This window comes from Escherichia sp. MOD1-EC4550, assembly GCF_963876935.1.
Taxonomy (GTDB): Bacteria; Pseudomonadota; Gammaproteobacteria; order Enterobacterales; family Enterobacteriaceae; genus Escherichia; species Escherichia coli_F.
On the sequence record NZ_CAWNSE010000034.1, the window covers coordinates 1 to 16,098 of the forward strand.

Consider the following 16,098-nt stretch of genomic DNA (forward strand, 5'->3'; position numbering starts at 1 on the left):
CTTTCCGGAACCCCCAGCCTAGCTGGGGGTTTTCTGTGCACAACCAAAACCGGCTCTGTCTGGAGCCGGTTTTTACTGGATAACATATTTATTACCCGAGAATTTTGCTGGCTTCGCGCGCTACATTATCCATCTCGTCCAACAGTTCCAGCAGCTCCGGCTCCAAATCTTCTTCTTTAGTACCGCTACGTAGCTGTTGTTCGATCAGTTGGCAGAGATTCTTCATACGCGGCACACCGCTATAGCCGCAACTGCCATGCAGTTTATGAATCAAATCAACCAGGCCTTCCGGGTTTTCTCCAACCAGCTGTTCCTCAACTTTGTTGCGAACTTCAGGCAGGAAATCGAGTAACATTTGCAGCATATCGCGCGCTAAATCGGTTTTTCCTGCTGCCTGGCGTAGTGCCAGTTGCCAGTCGAGGGTCGCATTCGGGTTCACCACAATTTCATTGACTTCGGGGGTCACGACGCGAGAGGAAATACCGCTGCCAGGCTTGTAGCGCAACAGCAAATTATGCAATCGTTCTTCTTCAATCGGTTTCGCCAGATAATCGCTCATCCCTGCGCCAAGCAGCTTCTCTTTTTGCCCGGCCATTGCATGCGCCGTTACCGCGATAACTGGCGTTTGTTGCTGATGGGGGAGCTGGTGGATGAGTTCGCAGGCCCGAATACCGTCCATGTCCGGCATTTGAATATCCATTAAGATCAAATCGAACGGCATCTGTTTCGCCCGTTCAACCGCCTGATGCCCGCTATCGCAAAGTTCCACATGTTGCACCATATCTTCCAGCAATGCGCCGATAAGTTTCAGGTTAGCGGGGTTGTCATCAACCGCCATGACTGTCATTGCCAGCTTACTTTCATCGGTTACAGGCAAAAGCGTGTTTTGTTTGTGATGACAAAATTCCGTCAGGGCAGGGAACAGGCGCGTAGGTGTTAATGGTTTCAGCAGACACGCGCCGATACCATCTTGCTTAAGTTTTTCAGCATTGACTTGTGCATGGCAAGGTAGTGCCAGCATCAGAAAATCGGTCATCGATACCGCTTTCGCTAATCGCTCATGTTGCATTGTTAGCGGCTCGCGGAAGGTCACCGCAATGCCTAATAACATCATGTCGTAATGCGCGGGAGGCAGCGCGGAGAACGTTGGGCTATAAACCACTTCCAGCGGCGTTTCACTTAAAATATCCAGCGTGCATTGCGCTGCTGCGGAGTTTGGTTCGACATAGGCCAGGCGCTTGCCGGCGAGGCACTGGGTGGATGGCCCTTCGATAATAATGTTCGGATTCAGATCGAGATTAATGTGGAACCAGAAAGTTGAACCGCGATTCGGCTGGCTATGGAACGAAATATCGCCGCCCATTTCATTAACCAGTTTTTGTGTAATCACCAGCCCCAGCCCGGTGCCACCATGACGGCGGGAAATACTGGCATCAGCCTGTCGGAAGGCCTGGAATAAGCGCGATTGATCGCGTTCCGGAATACCAATGCCGGTATCCCGAATCTGCACTTCAATCTGCACTTTGGTATTACTCAGCGCACGTTTTTCTACCAGAATATCAATGTTGCCATTCTCGGTGAATTTAATTGCATTCCCCACCAGGTTAGTGATGATTTGCTGTAATCGCAGTGGGTCGCCAATTACGTTATCGGGCACGTCGCTCTTAATATTGAGCGTCAGTTCCAGCCCTTTATCGTGAGAAGAATGTGCCAGCAGGGTAACGACTTCATCCAGCGTGCTGCGTAGTGGGAATGGAATACTTTCCAGAATCAGCTTACCTGCTTCCAGTTTCGAAAAGTCGAGAACATCATTAATAATTGCCAGCAAATTATTTGCCGAACGTTCAATCGTATTCAGGTGATCGCGCTGCGTTGGTGTTAATTCTGTTTTCAGCGTCAGGCGGGTAAAGCCAATAACACCATTCAGTGGTGTACGCAGCTCGTGTGACATATTTGCCAGAAACTCGGATTTAATCCGCGCCGCTTCCTGGGCGCGCTTTTTCGCCAGATCCAACTCAACGTTCTGAATTTCCATCTGCTCCAGCGTTTCACGCAGATCGGACGTCGCCTGGTCGATATTGTGCTGCATCTCTTCGTGATAAGCTGCCAGCGACATTGCCATCGAGTTGATACCGTTTTTCAGCATATCCAGCTCGCCGAGCATAAATCCTTCCACCCGGCTGTCGAGTTGCCCGCGACGGATGCGGTCGACGGTATTCACCATGTTGCGAATCGGACCGGTTACATCGCGCATTAAGCGCCAGCCAAAAATAAGCGCAATACCGATACAAAACAGCATCATCACGCTGGAAATAAAGATCTCTTTATATTGCTGCAAGCGAACCGATTTAAGATCCAGCTCAAGCGCAATATATCCCAACATATTTTGACTATTTTTGGCATCGCTACTGGGCGATTCGTCGGGGGAGTAACTCTCAGAAATAATCGGCGTGCGGAGGATCATAATATCGCCGTCACGAGTGACAGTGAGCTGGCGAGGAAACGGCACGTTGCTGCCGAGCTGCATTGATGAGGGATCAAGATGAAAATTGGAGGTGACAAAGAGTCGGTTATTTTCATCATAAACCGAAATCGCGCGAACAATATCGGAATGGCGACGATGCAGTACGCTTATTAACTGACCGATAGATTCGCGATTTTGCAGACTCATGCCATATTCAGTAGAAACTGCAAGCGGCTCAATAATGCTGGCACCGGCATCTTCCAGTTGACGCTGCAAGTCGTTATAGCGATGCACGACGAAAAAGATACTCAGCAATAAACCAATAAGGACGGTCGGTGCCAGGATCAGAATCATCATGCGTGCGCGCAGGCTGTAGTTGGTCATGGAGTTCCGTTATGGGACAATTAAGGTCACACTGTTAAATTGAGAAAGTCTCGCCAATGGCGCAATTCTACTCTGCAAAACGACGCACGACGACGCGTCAGATCATAACTGTTTCAGTCAACGACCTCGACTCTTTTGGTCAGGGCGTGGCACGACATAACGGCAAAGCGTTATTTATTCCTGGATTATTGCCACAGGAAAACGCGGAAGTTACTGTTACTGAAGATAAAAAACAGTACGCCCGCGCTAAAGTCGTGCGCCGGTTAAGCGATAGCCCGGAACGCGAAACGCCACGCTGCCCTCATTTTGGCGTATGCGGTGGCTGTCAGCAACAACACGCCAGCGAGGATTTACAGCAGCGAAGCAAAAGTGCGGCACTCGCCCGATTAATGAAACACGAAGTCTCTGAAGTGATCGCCGATGTTCCCTGGGGCTATCGCCGTCGCGCGCGTTTAAGTTTGAACTACTTACCGAAAACACAGCAACTTCAGATGGGGTTTCGCAAAGCGGGTTCCAGTGACATTGTCGACGTTAAACAATGCCCCATTTTAGTGCCCCAACTTGAAGCATTGCTGCCCAAAGTCAGGGCATGCCTGGGCAGCTTACAAGCTATGCGCCATCTTGGTCATGTTGAACTGGTACAGGCAACCAGCGGCACGCTGATGATTTTGCGCCATACCGCACCGCTAAGTTCGGCAGATCGCGAAAAACTGGAACGCTTTTCGCATTCTGAAGGCCTGGATCTGTATCTCGCCCCCGATAGTGAGATACTCGAAACCGTCTCTGGTGAGATGCCCTGGTATGACTCAAACGGGTTGCGCTTAACTTTTAGCCCGCGCGATTTTATTCAGGTCAATGCGGGTGTGAACCAAAAAATGGTAGCGCGTGCGTTGGAATGGCTGGATGTACAACCTGAAGATCGCGTACTGGATCTGTTCTGCGGTATGGGCAACTTTACACTGCCATTGGCGACACAAGCTGCCAGTGTGGTGGGTGTAGAAGGCGTTCCGGCGCTGGTTGAAAAAGGCCAGCAGAATGCGCGTCTTAATGGCTTACACAATGTGACGTTTTATCACGAAAATCTTGAAGAAGATGTCACAAAGCAGCCGTGGGCGAAAAACGGCTTCGATAAAGTGTTGCTGGACCCGGCGCGAGCAGGTGCCGCAGGTGTTATGCAGCAAATTATAAAACTGGAACCTATTCGTATAGTTTATGTATCCTGTAATCCTGCAACGCTGGCTCGGGATAGCGAAGCGTTATTAAAAGCAGGATATACCATTGCGCGACTGGCGATGCTGGATATGTTCCCACACACGGGACATCTGGAATCGATGGTACTTTTCTCGCGCGTTAAATAGTTACGATTTGCCGATTTCGGCAGGTCTGGTCCCTAAAGGAGAGGACGATGGTTGCGGTAAGAAGTGCACATATCAATAAGGCTGGTGAATTTGATCCGGAAAAATGGATCGCAAGTCTGGGTATTACCAGCCAGAAGTCGTGTGAGTGCTTAGCCGAAACCTGGGCGTATTGTCTGCAACAGACGCAGGGGCATCCGGATGCCAGTCTGTTATTGTGGCGTGGTGTTGAGATGGTGGAGATCCTCTCGACATTAAGTATGGACATTGACACGCTGCGGGCGGCGCTGCTGTTCCCTCTGGCGGATGCCAACGTAGTTAGCGAAGATGTGCTGCGTGAGAGCGTCGGTAAGTCGGTCGTTAACCTTATTCACGGCGTGCGTGATATGGCGGCGATCCGCCAGCTGAAAGCGACGCATACTGATTCTGTTTCCTCCGAACAGGTCGATAACGTTCGCCGGATGTTATTGGCGATGGTCGATGATTTCCGCTGCGTGGTCATCAAACTGGCAGAGCGTATTGCTCATCTGCGCGAAGTAAAAGACGCGCCGGAAGATGAGCGCGTACTGGCGGCAAAAGAGTGCACCAATATCTACGCGCCGTTGGCGAACCGTCTTGGGATTGGACAACTGAAATGGGAGCTGGAAGATTACTGCTTCCGTTATCTCCACCCGACCGAATACAAACGCATCGCAAAACTGCTGCATGAACGCCGTCTCGACCGCGAACACTATATCGAAGAGTTTGTCGGTCATCTGCGCGCTGAGATGAAAGCTGAAGGCGTTAAAGCTGAAGTGTATGGTCGTCCGAAACACATCTACAGTATCTGGCGCAAAATGCAGAAAAAGAACCTCGCCTTCGATGAGCTGTTTGATGTGCGTGCGGTACGTATTGTCGCCGAGCGTTTACAGGATTGTTATGCCGCACTGGGGATAGTGCACACTCACTATCGCCACCTGCCGGATGAGTTTGACGATTACGTTGCTAACCCGAAACCAAACGGTTATCAGTCTATTCATACCGTGGTTCTGGGGCCGGGTGGCAAAACCGTTGAGATCCAAATCCGCACCAAACAGATGCATGAAGATGCAGAGTTGGGTGTTGCTGCGCACTGGAAATATAAAGAAGGCGCGGCAGCTGGCGGCGCACGTTCGGGACATGAAGACCGAATTGCCTGGCTGCGTAAACTGATTGCGTGGCAGGAAGAGATGGCTGATTCCGGCGAAATGCTCGACGAAGTACGCAGCCAGGTCTTTGACGACCGGGTGTATGTCTTTACGCCGAAAGGTGATGTCGTTGATTTGCCTGCGGGATCAACGCCGCTGGACTTCGCTTACCACATCCACAGTGATGTCGGACACCGCTGCATCGGGGCAAAAATAGGCGGGCGCATTGTGCCGTTCACCTACCAGTTGCAGATGGGCGACCAGATTGAAATTATCACCCAGAAACAGCCGAACCCCAGCCGTGACTGGTTAAACCCAAACCTCGGTTACGTCACAACCAGCCGTGGGCGTTCGAAAATTCACGCTTGGTTCCGTAAACAGGACCGTGACAAAAACATTCTGGCAGGGCGGCAAATCCTTGACGACGAGCTGGAACATCTGGGGATCAGCCTGAAAGAAGCAGAAAAACATCTGCTGCCGCGTTACAACTTCAATGATGTCGACGAGTTGTTGGCAGCGATTGGTGGCGGGGATATCCGTCTCAATCAGATGGTGAACTTCCTGCAATCGCAATTTAATAAGCCGAGTGCCGAAGAGCAGGATGCCGCCGCGCTGAAGCAACTTCAGCAAAAAAGCTATACGCCGCAAAACCGCAGTAAAGATAACGGTCGTGTGGTGGTAGAAGGTGTCGGCAACCTGATGCACCACATCGCGCGTTGCTGCCAGCCGATTCCTGGAGATGAGATTGTCGGCTTCATTACCCAGGGGCGCGGTATTTCAGTACACCGCGCCGATTGCGAACAACTGGCGGAACTGCGCTCCCATGCGCCGGAACGCATTGTTGACGCGGTATGGGGTGAGAGCTACTCCGCCGGATATTCGCTGGTGGTCCGCGTGGTGGCTAATGATCGTAGTGGGTTGTTACGTGATATCACGACCATTCTCGCCAACGAGAAAGTGAACGTGCTTGGCGTTGCCAGCCGTAGCGACACCAAACAGCAACTGGCAACCATCGACATGACTATTGAGATTTACAACCTGCAAGTGCTGGGCCGCGTGCTGGGTAAACTCAACCAGGTGCCGGATGTTATCGACGCACGTCGGTTGCATGGGAATTAATCTGCATAGCTGGATATGGCATCAGCTGTATCCAGCGGTATCTTTTACTCGAAGGTATTACACCTGACAGACCCGCAATTTTCAGGACATTCTAATGAATCAAATCGACCGTTTGCTCACTATTATGCAGCGTCTTCGCGACCCGGAAAACGGCTGCCCGTGGGATAAAGAGCAGACATTTGCCACCATTGCACCTTACACCCTTGAAGAAACCTACGAGGTGCTGGACGCCATTGCCCGTGAAGATTTTGACGATCTGCGCGGTGAACTCGGCGATCTGCTGTTCCAGGTGGTGTTTTACGCACAAATGGCCCAGGAAGAAGGGCGCTTTGACTTTAATGATATTTGCGCTGCGATTAGCGATAAATTAGAGCGTCGCCATCCGCATGTTTTTGCTGACAGTTCTGCCGAAAACAGTAGTGAAGTGCTTGCCCGTTGGGAGCAAATCAAAACCGAAGAGCGCGCGCAGAAAGCGCAGCATTCGGCGCTGGACGATATTCCTCGTAGTTTACCGGCTTTAATGCGTGCGCAAAAAATCCAGAAACGTTGCGCCAACGTTGGCTTCGATTGGACGACGCTTGGTCCGGTAGTCGATAAAGTCTACGAAGAGATCGACGAGGTGATGTACGAGGCGCGGCAGGCTGTTGTCGACCAGGCTAAACTGGAGGAGGAAATGGGTGACCTGCTGTTTGCCACGGTCAATCTGGCTCGTCATTTAGGGACAAAAGCGGAAATCGCATTGCAAAAAGCGAACGAAAAATTCGAGCGTCGTTTTCGCGAAGTGGAGCGTATTGTTGCCGCGCGTGGACTGGAAATGACAGGTGTTGACCTCGAAACAATGGAAGAAGTCTGGCAACAGGTAAAACGGCAGGAAATTGATCTCTAAGGGAATTACGTGGTCAAGCGCGATTTGTGTCATTTTTTAAATGACAAGCGCTTGATTTGCGTCAAAAACATTTACCCCAAAGGGGCTATTTTCTCACTCCTGATTTCAATGGTGCGCTGGCGAAGAGGAGGGATAATGAAAGTTTGTGGCACAGGTCATGTTCGGGTATACTGCTTTCCCGTCCTGGTTATTCCATCGTCTTTTCAACCTAACTTCTCAGGTTCAGCATGACAACGAACTATATTTTTGTGACCGGCGGGGTCGTATCCTCTCTGGGTAAAGGCATTGCCGCAGCCTCCCTCGCAGCCATTCTTGAAGCCCGTGGCCTCAATGTGACCATCATGAAACTGGATCCGTACATCAACGTCGATCCAGGTACTATGAGCCCAATCCAACACGGGGAAGTGTTCGTTACTGAAGACGGCGCTGAAACCGACCTGGACCTGGGGCACTACGAGCGTTTCATTCGTACCAAAATGAGCCGCCGCAACAACTTCACCACGGGTCGTATCTACTCTGACGTTCTGCGCAAAGAACGCCGCGGCGACTACCTCGGCGCAACCGTACAGGTTATTCCGCACATCACTAACGCTATCAAAGAGCGCGTGCTGGAAGGCGGCGAAGGTCATGACGTGGTACTGGTAGAAATCGGCGGTACTGTAGGTGATATCGAATCCCTGCCGTTCCTTGAAGCGATTCGCCAGATGGCTGTTGAAATTGGCCGTGAGCACACCCTGTTTATGCACCTGACGCTGGTGCCGTACATGGCGGCGTCTGGTGAAGTCAAAACCAAACCGACTCAGCACTCTGTAAAAGAACTGCTCTCCATCGGTATCCAGCCTGACATCCTGATTTGTCGTTCAGATCGCGCTGTTCCGGCGAACGAACGTGCGAAGATTGCATTGTTCTGTAATGTTCCGGAAAAAGCGGTTATTTCTCTGAAAGACGTCGATTCCATCTATAAAATTCCGGGCCTGTTGAAATCGCAGGGGCTGGACGATTATATTTGTAAACGATTCAGCTTAAACTGCCCGGAAGCGAATCTGTCCGAATGGGAACAGGTTATCTTCGAAGAAGCGAATCCGGTAAGTGAAGTCACCATTGGTATGGTCGGCAAGTACATTGAACTGCCGGACGCTTACAAATCCGTGATCGAAGCACTGAAACACGGTGGGCTGAAGAATCGTGTCAGCGTCAACATCAAACTGATCGATTCACAAGATGTTGAAACGCGCGGCGTTGAAATCCTTAAAGGTCTGGACGCAATCCTCGTACCTGGCGGTTTCGGCTATCGTGGCGTAGAAGGCATGATTACGACCGCGCGTTTTGCGCGTGAGAACAATATTCCTTATCTGGGCATTTGCCTGGGTATGCAGGTGGCGTTAATTGATTACGCTCGCCATGTTGCCAACATGGATAACGCCAACTCTACGGAATTTGTGCCAGACTGTAAGTACCCGGTTGTGGCGCTGATTACCGAGTGGCGCGATGAAAACGGCAACGTTGAAGTTCGTAGCGAGAAGAGCGATCTCGGCGGCACCATGCGTCTCGGCGCACAACAGTGCCAGTTGGTTGACGATAGCCTGGTTCGCCAGCTGTACAATGCGCCGACAATTGTTGAGCGTCATCGTCACCGTTACGAAGTCAACAACATGCTGTTGAAACAGATTGAAGATGCAGGTCTGCGCGTTGCGGGCCGTTCCGGGGATGATCAGTTGGTCGAGATCATCGAAGTTCCGAATCACCCGTGGTTCGTGGCTTGTCAGTTCCATCCGGAGTTTACTTCTACTCCACGTGATGGCCACCCGCTGTTTGCAGGCTTTGTGAAAGCCGCCAGTGAGTTCCAGAAACGTCAGGCGAAGTAAGTAAAAAAGTTAGAACGGCAACGCGTACCCAGGGTACGCGTTGTTTGTCTGGAGTTTCAGTTTAACTAGTGACTTGAGGAAAACCTAATGTCCAAAATCGTAAAAATCATCGGTCGTGAAATCATCGACTCCCGTGGTAACCCGACTGTTGAAGCCGAAGTACATCTGGAGGGTGGTTTCGTCGGTATGGCAGCTGCTCCGTCAGGTGCTTCTACTGGTTCCCGTGAAGCTCTGGAACTGCGCGATGGTGACAAATCCCGTTTCCTGGGCAAAGGCGTAACTAAAGCTGTTGCTGCAGTTAATGGCCCGATCGCTCAGGCGCTGATTGGCAAAGATGCCAAAGATCAGGCTGGCATTGACAAGATCATGATCGACCTGGACGGCACCGAAAACAAATCCAAATTTGGCGCTAACGCAATCCTGGCTGTATCTCTGGCTAACGCCAAAGCTGCTGCTGCCGCTAAAGGCATGCCGCTGTACGAGCACATCGCTGAACTGAACGGTACTCCGGGCAAATACTCCATGCCGGTTCCGATGATGAACATCATCAACGGTGGTGAGCACGCTGACAACAACGTTGATATCCAGGAATTCATGATTCAGCCGGTTGGCGCGAAAACTGTGAAAGAAGCCATCCGCATGGGTTCTGAAGTTTTCCATCACCTGGCAAAAGTTCTGAAAGCGAAAGGCATGAACACTGCTGTTGGTGACGAAGGTGGCTACGCGCCGAACCTGGGTTCCAACGCTGAAGCTCTGGCTGTTATCGCTGAAGCTGTTAAAGCTGCTGGTTATGAACTGGGCAAAGACATCACTCTGGCGATGGACTGCGCAGCTTCTGAATTCTACAAAGACGGTAAATACGTTCTGGCTGGCGAAGGCAACAAAGCGTTCACCTCTCAAGAATTTACTCACTTCCTGGAAGAACTGACCAAACAGTACCCGATCGTTTCTATCGAAGACGGTCTGGACGAATCTGACTGGGACGGTTTCGCATACCAGACCAAAGTTCTGGGCGACAAAATCCAGCTGGTTGGTGACGACCTGTTCGTAACCAACACCAAGATCCTGAAAGAAGGTATCGAAAAAGGCATCGCTAACTCCATCCTGATCAAATTCAACCAGATCGGTTCTCTGACCGAAACTCTGGCTGCAATCAAGATGGCGAAAGACGCTGGCTACACTGCTGTAATCTCTCACCGTTCTGGCGAAACTGAAGACGCTACCATCGCTGACCTGGCTGTTGGTACTGCTGCAGGCCAGATCAAAACGGGTTCTATGAGCCGTTCTGACCGTGTTGCTAAATACAACCAGCTGATTCGTATCGAAGAAGCTCTGGGCGAAAAAGCACCGTACAACGGTCGTAAAGAGATCAAAGGCCAGGCATAAGCCTGACTTTATTTGATTTAAAAATGCCAGCCTTCGGGCTGGCATTTTTTATGGTTGAGTTACCAGCGGCCAGACGCACCGCCACCGCCAGAAGAACCGCCGCCACCGCTGAAATTATCATTGTCAAAAGAGGATGAAGAGGAAGATGACGACGATGATGAAGAACGCCTGGAGGCCGAGTTACTTCTTTCGTAATGTGACGGTCGGTTGGCACTGCGCATCGAATCCCGAACCTTTTTGCCGAAGGGGGTAAAAGCGATGGCGACAGCCAGGAACGGTGTGGCGAAGCAGAGTAATGTTGCGAGTACTCCCCAGCTTCCGCTGAAACCTGCTATAGGTAAAACAAAGGCCAGTACAATAGCTGTGAAGCAAATTAGTCCCAGCGTTTTGAAATATCCTCTGGCGGAAATAAAGGTCAGTACTATTGCCCAGACTAACAAAGCCCACCAACCGCTAAAGGGCAAAGGGTGATCGGTCGGTGTTATCGTTGCTAAATTATTCCCCGTCAGACGATTATCAATATCGCTTATTCCCTTTTGCAAGCCGCCAGCAAGGTCGCCATTTTTAAATGCCGGAATAATACTGTTGCGAATAATTTTCCCGGACTGCGCATCCGTAATAACGCCTTCCAGTCCGTAACCGATTTCAATACGCACGGTATGATCCTGCCAGGCGACTAACAGTAGAACGCCATCATCGCGGTCTTTATCACCTGGTTTCCAGCTATCGAATACCCGCGTAGCGTACTGCTCGATGGTTTCATCGCCCGTTGTTTCAACCACTAACACGACCAGTTGTGCGTGGCTTTTTTGCGTCAGCTCTTTAATCTGATTGGTCAAAGTATTTACTTCATCGTTCGTCAATTTACCGGTTAAGTCATTCACATACCTGGGTGATTCAGGCACTGGAATTTGTATGGCAAACACAGATGAACAGAAGAAAGCCATAAGGAAGATAAAAATTCGCACAGGACTTCCCCGCTTAATGAGCATTAGTATTCTGGCTAAAATCTATTGTCGGGGCTTTACTCACAGCGGCGACATCATCCGGCAAATAATTTTTCTTTGGTGTGTAATCCATGACCTTTGCGGTTAACACTGCGGGGAATTTGCGGATAGTGACATTATATTGTTCAATAGCTTTAATATATCTTCCTCGCGCAACGGCAATTCTATTTTCACTTCCTTCGAGCTGTACCATCAAATTTTGATAGAGTTCCTGGGCCTTTAGCTCAGGGTAACGTTCACTAATTATCGTTAACTGACCGAGAGTGCGAGACACCTGCGCCTGAGCTTGTTGCCAGGTTTGTAATTTTTGTTCATCTCCCGGAGTTTGCTGAAGAGCGCTACTGCCGCGATTAGCCTGACTACGTGCCAATGTTACGGCTTCCAGTACCTCTTGTTCATGGCTGGAATAACCTTTAATACTGGCGACAAGATTAGGAATAAGATCGGCGCGACGTTGATATTGATTTAATACCTCAGACCAGGAAGCGTTAACCTGCTCATCATAGGTTTGAATATCGTTATATCCACAGCCTGATAAATTGAAAATAAATATAATTACGATGAATATTCTGAGCATGGTTAAATCCCTTTTAATTAATTCCTTAAAACATAATACGCCACTTCATTTTATTCTTTATGATCTAATCCATTTTTTGCCTTAAACCTGCCTGTAACAGAATGTTAATAAGACATGATTGTTGTGGCAGGATCTGCAATAATTAACAATTATCCACTTCACAGAGAATGCTATGCAGTACCCGATTAACGAGATGTTCCAGACCCTGCAAGGTGAGGGTTACTTTACCGGCGTCCCCGCCATTTTTATTCGTTTACAGGGATGCCCGGTCGGCTGTGCCTGGTGCGACACCAAACACACCTGGGAAAAGCTTGAGGATCGGGAAGTCTCCCTTTTCAGCATTCTGGCGAAGACCAAAGAGAGTGATAAGTGGGGGGCGGCGAGCAGTGAAGATTTGCTGGCTGTCATTGGTCGTCAGGGATACACCGCGCGGCATGTGGTGATTACGGGTGGTGAGCCTTGCATTCATGATTTGCTGCCACTGACTGACCTGCTCGAAAAGAACGGTTTTAGCTGCCAGATCGAAACCAGCGGTACTCATGAAGTACGCTGCACGCCGAATACCTGGGTTACCGTATCGCCAAAGCTGAACATGCGCGGCGGCTATGAAGTGTTGTCACAGGCACTGGAACGAGCCAACGAAATCAAGCATCCAGTGGGACGCGTACGTGATATTGAAGCACTGGATGAACTACTGGCAACGCTGACCGATGATAAACCACGAGTCATTGCACTGCAGCCAATTAGCCAGAAGGACGATGCCACACGTTTGTGCATTGAAACCTGTATTGCGCGTAACTGGCGTTTATCGATGCAAACACATAAATATTTAAATATTGCCTGATTAAACATTTATAAGCGTTATAAATGGGTGGAACCTGTAAAGACTTCCACTCATTTATATTCTTTGTCGCCTCTGAAAAACCTCCATTTTGCTCATCCTGGACTAATCATTATCATTCTCTACAAATTCTCTGGCGTTAATTTTTCGCTGGAGTGAAAATTATTGCGGTAAAGTTTGGTGGATTTTAGTCGGTATAGGATTACTTTAAATATTTAGCTTTTCAATCAATGAATTAAGTGCTCTTTAACATAATGGGTGTGTTGTTTGTGTGATCCTGTAAAGTTGGTAGATTGTGACTGGCTTAAAAAATCATTAATTAATAATAGGTTATGTTTAGAGAGTTCCCCACGTCAGCGGGGATAAACCGAATGTCTAAATGCACGTTATAGGTCGCTGTTAGAGTTCCCCACGTCAGCGGGGATAAACCGATAATTGCCCCGCCTGCGTTGTTGATCAGGCAGAGTTCCCCACGTCAGCGGGGATAAACCGGGAACACTAACAATCACTGATGATGTCGCCGTGAGTTCCCCACGTCAGCGGGGATAAACCGAAAGTAAGAAAGGTTGTAGGTTGTAAGTAGCTGAGTTCCCCACGTCAGCGGGGATAAACCGCTCACCGACTTCCTGAAATTGGTCAGTAATACGAGTTCCCCACGTCAGCGGGGATAAACCGTTGATTGCGTCGTGGAGGCGCGGTGTCCATGCGAGTTCCCCACGTCAGCGGGGATAAACCGCAGGGCTATTCACATCGGCCTGGTTTCAAATAGAGTTCCCCACGTCAGCGGGGATAAACCGTCCAGTAATAACAAGAAGTTATCTCTTGTCATGAGTTCCCCGCGCCAGCGGGGATAAACCGTAAGATGATCTCACGGAATTGAACGAACTACGGAGTTCCCCGCGCCAGCGGGGATAAACCGGACACAGAGCGCCGCTATAGCGCCTATGCCAAGAGTTCCCCGCACCAGCGGGAATAAACCACCATATAACCCGTTATCTCTTTCTCAAGTTTTTATATTAGCAGTACTCGTATTAAGCAACATATCCACGTAACACCTCATGTTCAAAATAGCTCTCCATATATGAGAAGTTCACAATTATCGATACAAAAAATCAAATTTAATTAAAGTGTTAGTTGTATGATACTTAAATCATTAAGAAATAATCATATATTATTTTTTTAATATTGAATTGATGTTTGTTAATTTTTTCTTTAGGATAACGGTTTGTTTTTTAAGCTTATTATTCATTGATTAAGTAATAAATCTCGAAATTTGTCTTTGTTTTGAGGCTAATGAGTGATTTTACATAATCGCCTCTATACGCTGTTGATGAATAGTTCTTATGAATAAAGATATCCAGTTCATACTTTAAGTGAAAATTGATAAAGTACGATTCGCGTAGTCTTTTATTCTAAGGACATCGATTGTAGTTAATATTCCTTGTAAAAACAGGGATAAACCGGACTTGTTATAATTCTTGATGTTGTCGAACTTATGTTCCCCGCGCCAGCGGGGATAACCATTCAGGTATGTTCAGGCCGGGCAGTTTCCCGCCCGGTCTTCCTCACTTACGCATTCGACCAGCTCTGGATCGAATCTGCATTCCCCAACTCACCATGCATCACTTCATACGATTTTTTCAGGATCACATCAGTGTGTTTGGTTAGGTCTTTGAAAATGCCTTTATTCATCGCGTCGTAGCGTTTGGCATTGCTCTCAATCGGCATAAAGATATCTTTCACGCGAACCATTTTGTCGACAGCCGTTGCGTAATCCGGGTATAGCCCCAGACCTACCGCTGTATTAATCGCGGCCCCCAGACTTGCGCAACCATTAATGGCGTTACGGCGTGCCGGAAGGTTGAACACGTCGGCAAAAATCTGCATAAACAGATCGCTGTTCGAACCACCGCCAGTAATGATCACATGTTTCGCAAAGTGATTCATTTCATGACACATATTGTCGTAATTGTTCTTCAGCGTCAGCGCCACGCTTTCCAGTATCGAACGATAAATCCATGCGTAATCCATGCTGGAATCAAAGCCGATCATAATCCCGCGTTTGTAGGGTTCCCACGGGTTGGTCAGCCAGTCCAGCACCGTCATCAGACCATTACAGCCAGGCGGCACACAACAAGCTTTTTTGTTGAGCAAATCTTCCGGTGAAAGATCCTGCGCCCTGGCATCCTGAATTAACGATTCGCCTAGCATGTCGCGCAGCCAGCTCACCGTCCACATACCTTTTCGAATACCGTAACCTTCATACAGCAAGGTTTGCGGAATAGAAGACATAATCGGCCAGTACGCTACCGGATCTTTCGGCAGTGCTTTGCCGTTCATCATCAGCGCGATGTAGGTACCAAGAGAAATTACCGCCGTTTCATCATCCAGTAACCCTGCTCCCAGTGCTTCTACCGGTTTATCACTGGTGGTACAAACAACGGGCAGTCCAACCGGGAAATGTGTCGCCAGCGCGGCTTGTGGTGTGATATGCCCAAGAACAGTGCCCGGCATTTGCACATCAAAAAGCATCTGTCGGGGAATATTAAACTTCTCCATTACCGCGGTATCTTCGCTCCATGCCCAGGTCTTATAATCCACCGGCCACTGACCAAAATAGTTGGCGATATTGTCTTTAAACTCGCCGGTTAAACGGTGTGTCAGATAACCTGAAAAAGAGGTGACATATGCCACATCAGGATTGGTGTGCTCGTAGGGACGTGTTACGCGTGCATCCTGCCAGCTAATCAACGGCGCAGCTGGCGTGCCATCGGCTTTCAATAACGCACGGCAGCAACGGATAGATCCCAGACCAATACCGACAATATCTTCTTTATTGCCGGCAAACTGACTCATCAAATCGTGACCAGCAAAACATAATGATGCCCATAAATCATCGTCAGGATGTTCTGCGGTATCGGCATCTGGCGTGCGCATCGGTTGTAATAAGCCTTTGCCTTCGCAAACCACGTTACCTTCCAGATCGTACATCACCACTTTTGTGCTCTGACTTCCGCCATCAATCCCTATGATGTATTTTTTCGACAT

9 protein-coding genes, 1 pseudogene and 1 CRISPR repeat array are annotated in these 16,098 nt (G+C 49.2%); of the genes and pseudogenes, 6 read left to right on the forward strand and 4 right to left on the reverse strand.

Going from position 1 to position 16,098, the window contains the following annotated elements; genetic code table 11:
- Positions 1-91 precede the first annotated feature (91 nt).
- Positions 92-2,848, reverse strand: coding sequence for a two-component sensor histidine kinase BarA (barA, locus tag AACU19_RS19390; protein WP_000186438.1), 2,757 nt, complete (start codon positions 2,846-2,848; stop codon positions 92-94).
- 56 nt (positions 2,849-2,904) lie between these two features.
- Here barA and rlmD point away from each other — a divergent pair, with 56 nt between their 5' ends.
- From rlmD to eno, 5 genes are all read left to right on the forward strand, one after another.
- Positions 2,905-4,206 (forward strand): 23S rRNA (uracil(1939)-C(5))-methyltransferase RlmD, encoded by a 1,302-nt coding sequence (rlmD, locus tag AACU19_RS19395; RefSeq protein WP_000046780.1) that lies wholly within the window; start codon positions 2,905-2,907, stop codon positions 4,204-4,206.
- A 47-nt stretch (positions 4,207-4,253) separates the two neighbouring features.
- Entirely contained in the window at positions 4,254-6,488 is a 2,235-nt protein-coding gene (relA, locus tag AACU19_RS19400; RefSeq protein ID WP_000226814.1) for a GTP diphosphokinase, read from the forward strand.
- Positions 6,489-6,582: 94 nt separating this feature from the next.
- Entirely contained in the window at positions 6,583-7,374 is a 792-nt protein-coding gene (gene mazG, locus AACU19_RS19405; protein ID WP_001071648.1) for a nucleoside triphosphate pyrophosphohydrolase, read from the forward strand.
- A 227-nt stretch (positions 7,375-7,601) separates the two neighbouring features.
- Positions 7,602-9,239, forward strand: a complete 1,638-nt coding sequence (gene pyrG, locus AACU19_RS19410; protein ID WP_000210873.1) for a glutamine hydrolyzing CTP synthase — start codon at positions 7,602-7,604, stop codon at positions 9,237-9,239.
- Between the two features lie 87 nt (positions 9,240-9,326).
- Positions 9,327-10,625 carry a phosphopyruvate hydratase gene (gene eno / locus AACU19_RS19415; protein WP_105278393.1) on the forward strand — a complete coding sequence of 433 codons (1,299 nt, stop codon included), beginning with the start codon at positions 9,327-9,329 and terminating at the stop codon, positions 10,623-10,625.
- A gap of 296 nt (positions 10,626-10,921) precedes the next feature.
- On the opposite strand, the pseudogene AACU19_RS19420 reads toward eno, so the two are convergent.
- A pseudogene (locus AACU19_RS19420) lies at positions 10,922-11,593 on the reverse strand (TPM domain-containing protein); the annotation flags it as partial.
- A gap of 13 nt (positions 11,594-11,606) precedes the next feature.
- Positions 11,607-12,209, reverse strand: a complete 603-nt coding sequence (locus AACU19_RS19425) for a LemA family protein (protein ID WP_105278394.1) — start codon at positions 12,207-12,209, stop codon at positions 11,607-11,609.
- A gap of 172 nt (positions 12,210-12,381) precedes the next feature.
- Here AACU19_RS19425 and queE point away from each other — a divergent pair, with 172 nt between their 5' ends.
- A complete protein-coding gene (gene queE, locus AACU19_RS19430; protein WP_001199973.1) occupies positions 12,382-13,053 on the forward strand; it encodes a 7-carboxy-7-deazaguanine synthase QueE in 672 nt (223 codons plus the stop codon).
- 338 nt (positions 13,054-13,391) lie between these two features.
- A CRISPR array of direct repeats spans positions 13,392-14,030; the repeat unit is 29 nt; unit sequence GAGTTCCCCACGTCAGCGGGGATAAACCG.
- 589 nt (positions 14,031-14,619) lie between these two features.
- On the opposite strand, the gene AACU19_RS19435 is transcribed toward queE, so the two are convergent.
- Entirely contained in the window at positions 14,620-16,098 is a 1,479-nt protein-coding gene (locus AACU19_RS19435) for an FGGY-family carbohydrate kinase (RefSeq protein WP_105278395.1), read from the reverse strand.

What these genes read in the sequence shown, in the direction of transcription:
- rlmD (WP_000046780.1), top strand. Translation starts at nt 2,905, where the DNA reads ATGGCGCAATTCTACTCTGCAAAACGACGCACGACGACGCGTCAGATC.
- barA (WP_000186438.1), bottom strand. Translation starts at nt 2,848, where the DNA reads ATGACCAACTACAGCCTGCGCGCACGCATGATGATTCTGATCCTGGCA.
- relA (WP_000226814.1), top strand. Translation starts at nt 4,254, where the DNA reads ATGGTTGCGGTAAGAAGTGCACATATCAATAAGGCTGGTGAATTTGAT.
- AACU19_RS19425 (WP_105278394.1), bottom strand. Translation starts at nt 12,209, where the DNA reads ATGCTCAGAATATTCATCGTAATTATATTTATTTTCAATTTATCAGGC.
- pyrG (WP_000210873.1), top strand. Translation starts at nt 7,602, where the DNA reads ATGACAACGAACTATATTTTTGTGACCGGCGGGGTCGTATCCTCTCTG.
- queE (WP_001199973.1), top strand. Translation starts at nt 12,382, where the DNA reads ATGCAGTACCCGATTAACGAGATGTTCCAGACCCTGCAAGGTGAGGGT.
- eno (WP_105278393.1), top strand. Translation starts at nt 9,327, where the DNA reads ATGTCCAAAATCGTAAAAATCATCGGTCGTGAAATCATCGACTCCCGT.
- mazG (WP_001071648.1), top strand. Translation starts at nt 6,583, where the DNA reads ATGAATCAAATCGACCGTTTGCTCACTATTATGCAGCGTCTTCGCGAC.
- AACU19_RS19435 (WP_105278395.1), bottom strand. Translation starts at nt 16,098, where the DNA reads ATGTCGAAAAAATACATCATAGGGATTGATGGCGGAAGTCAGAGCACA.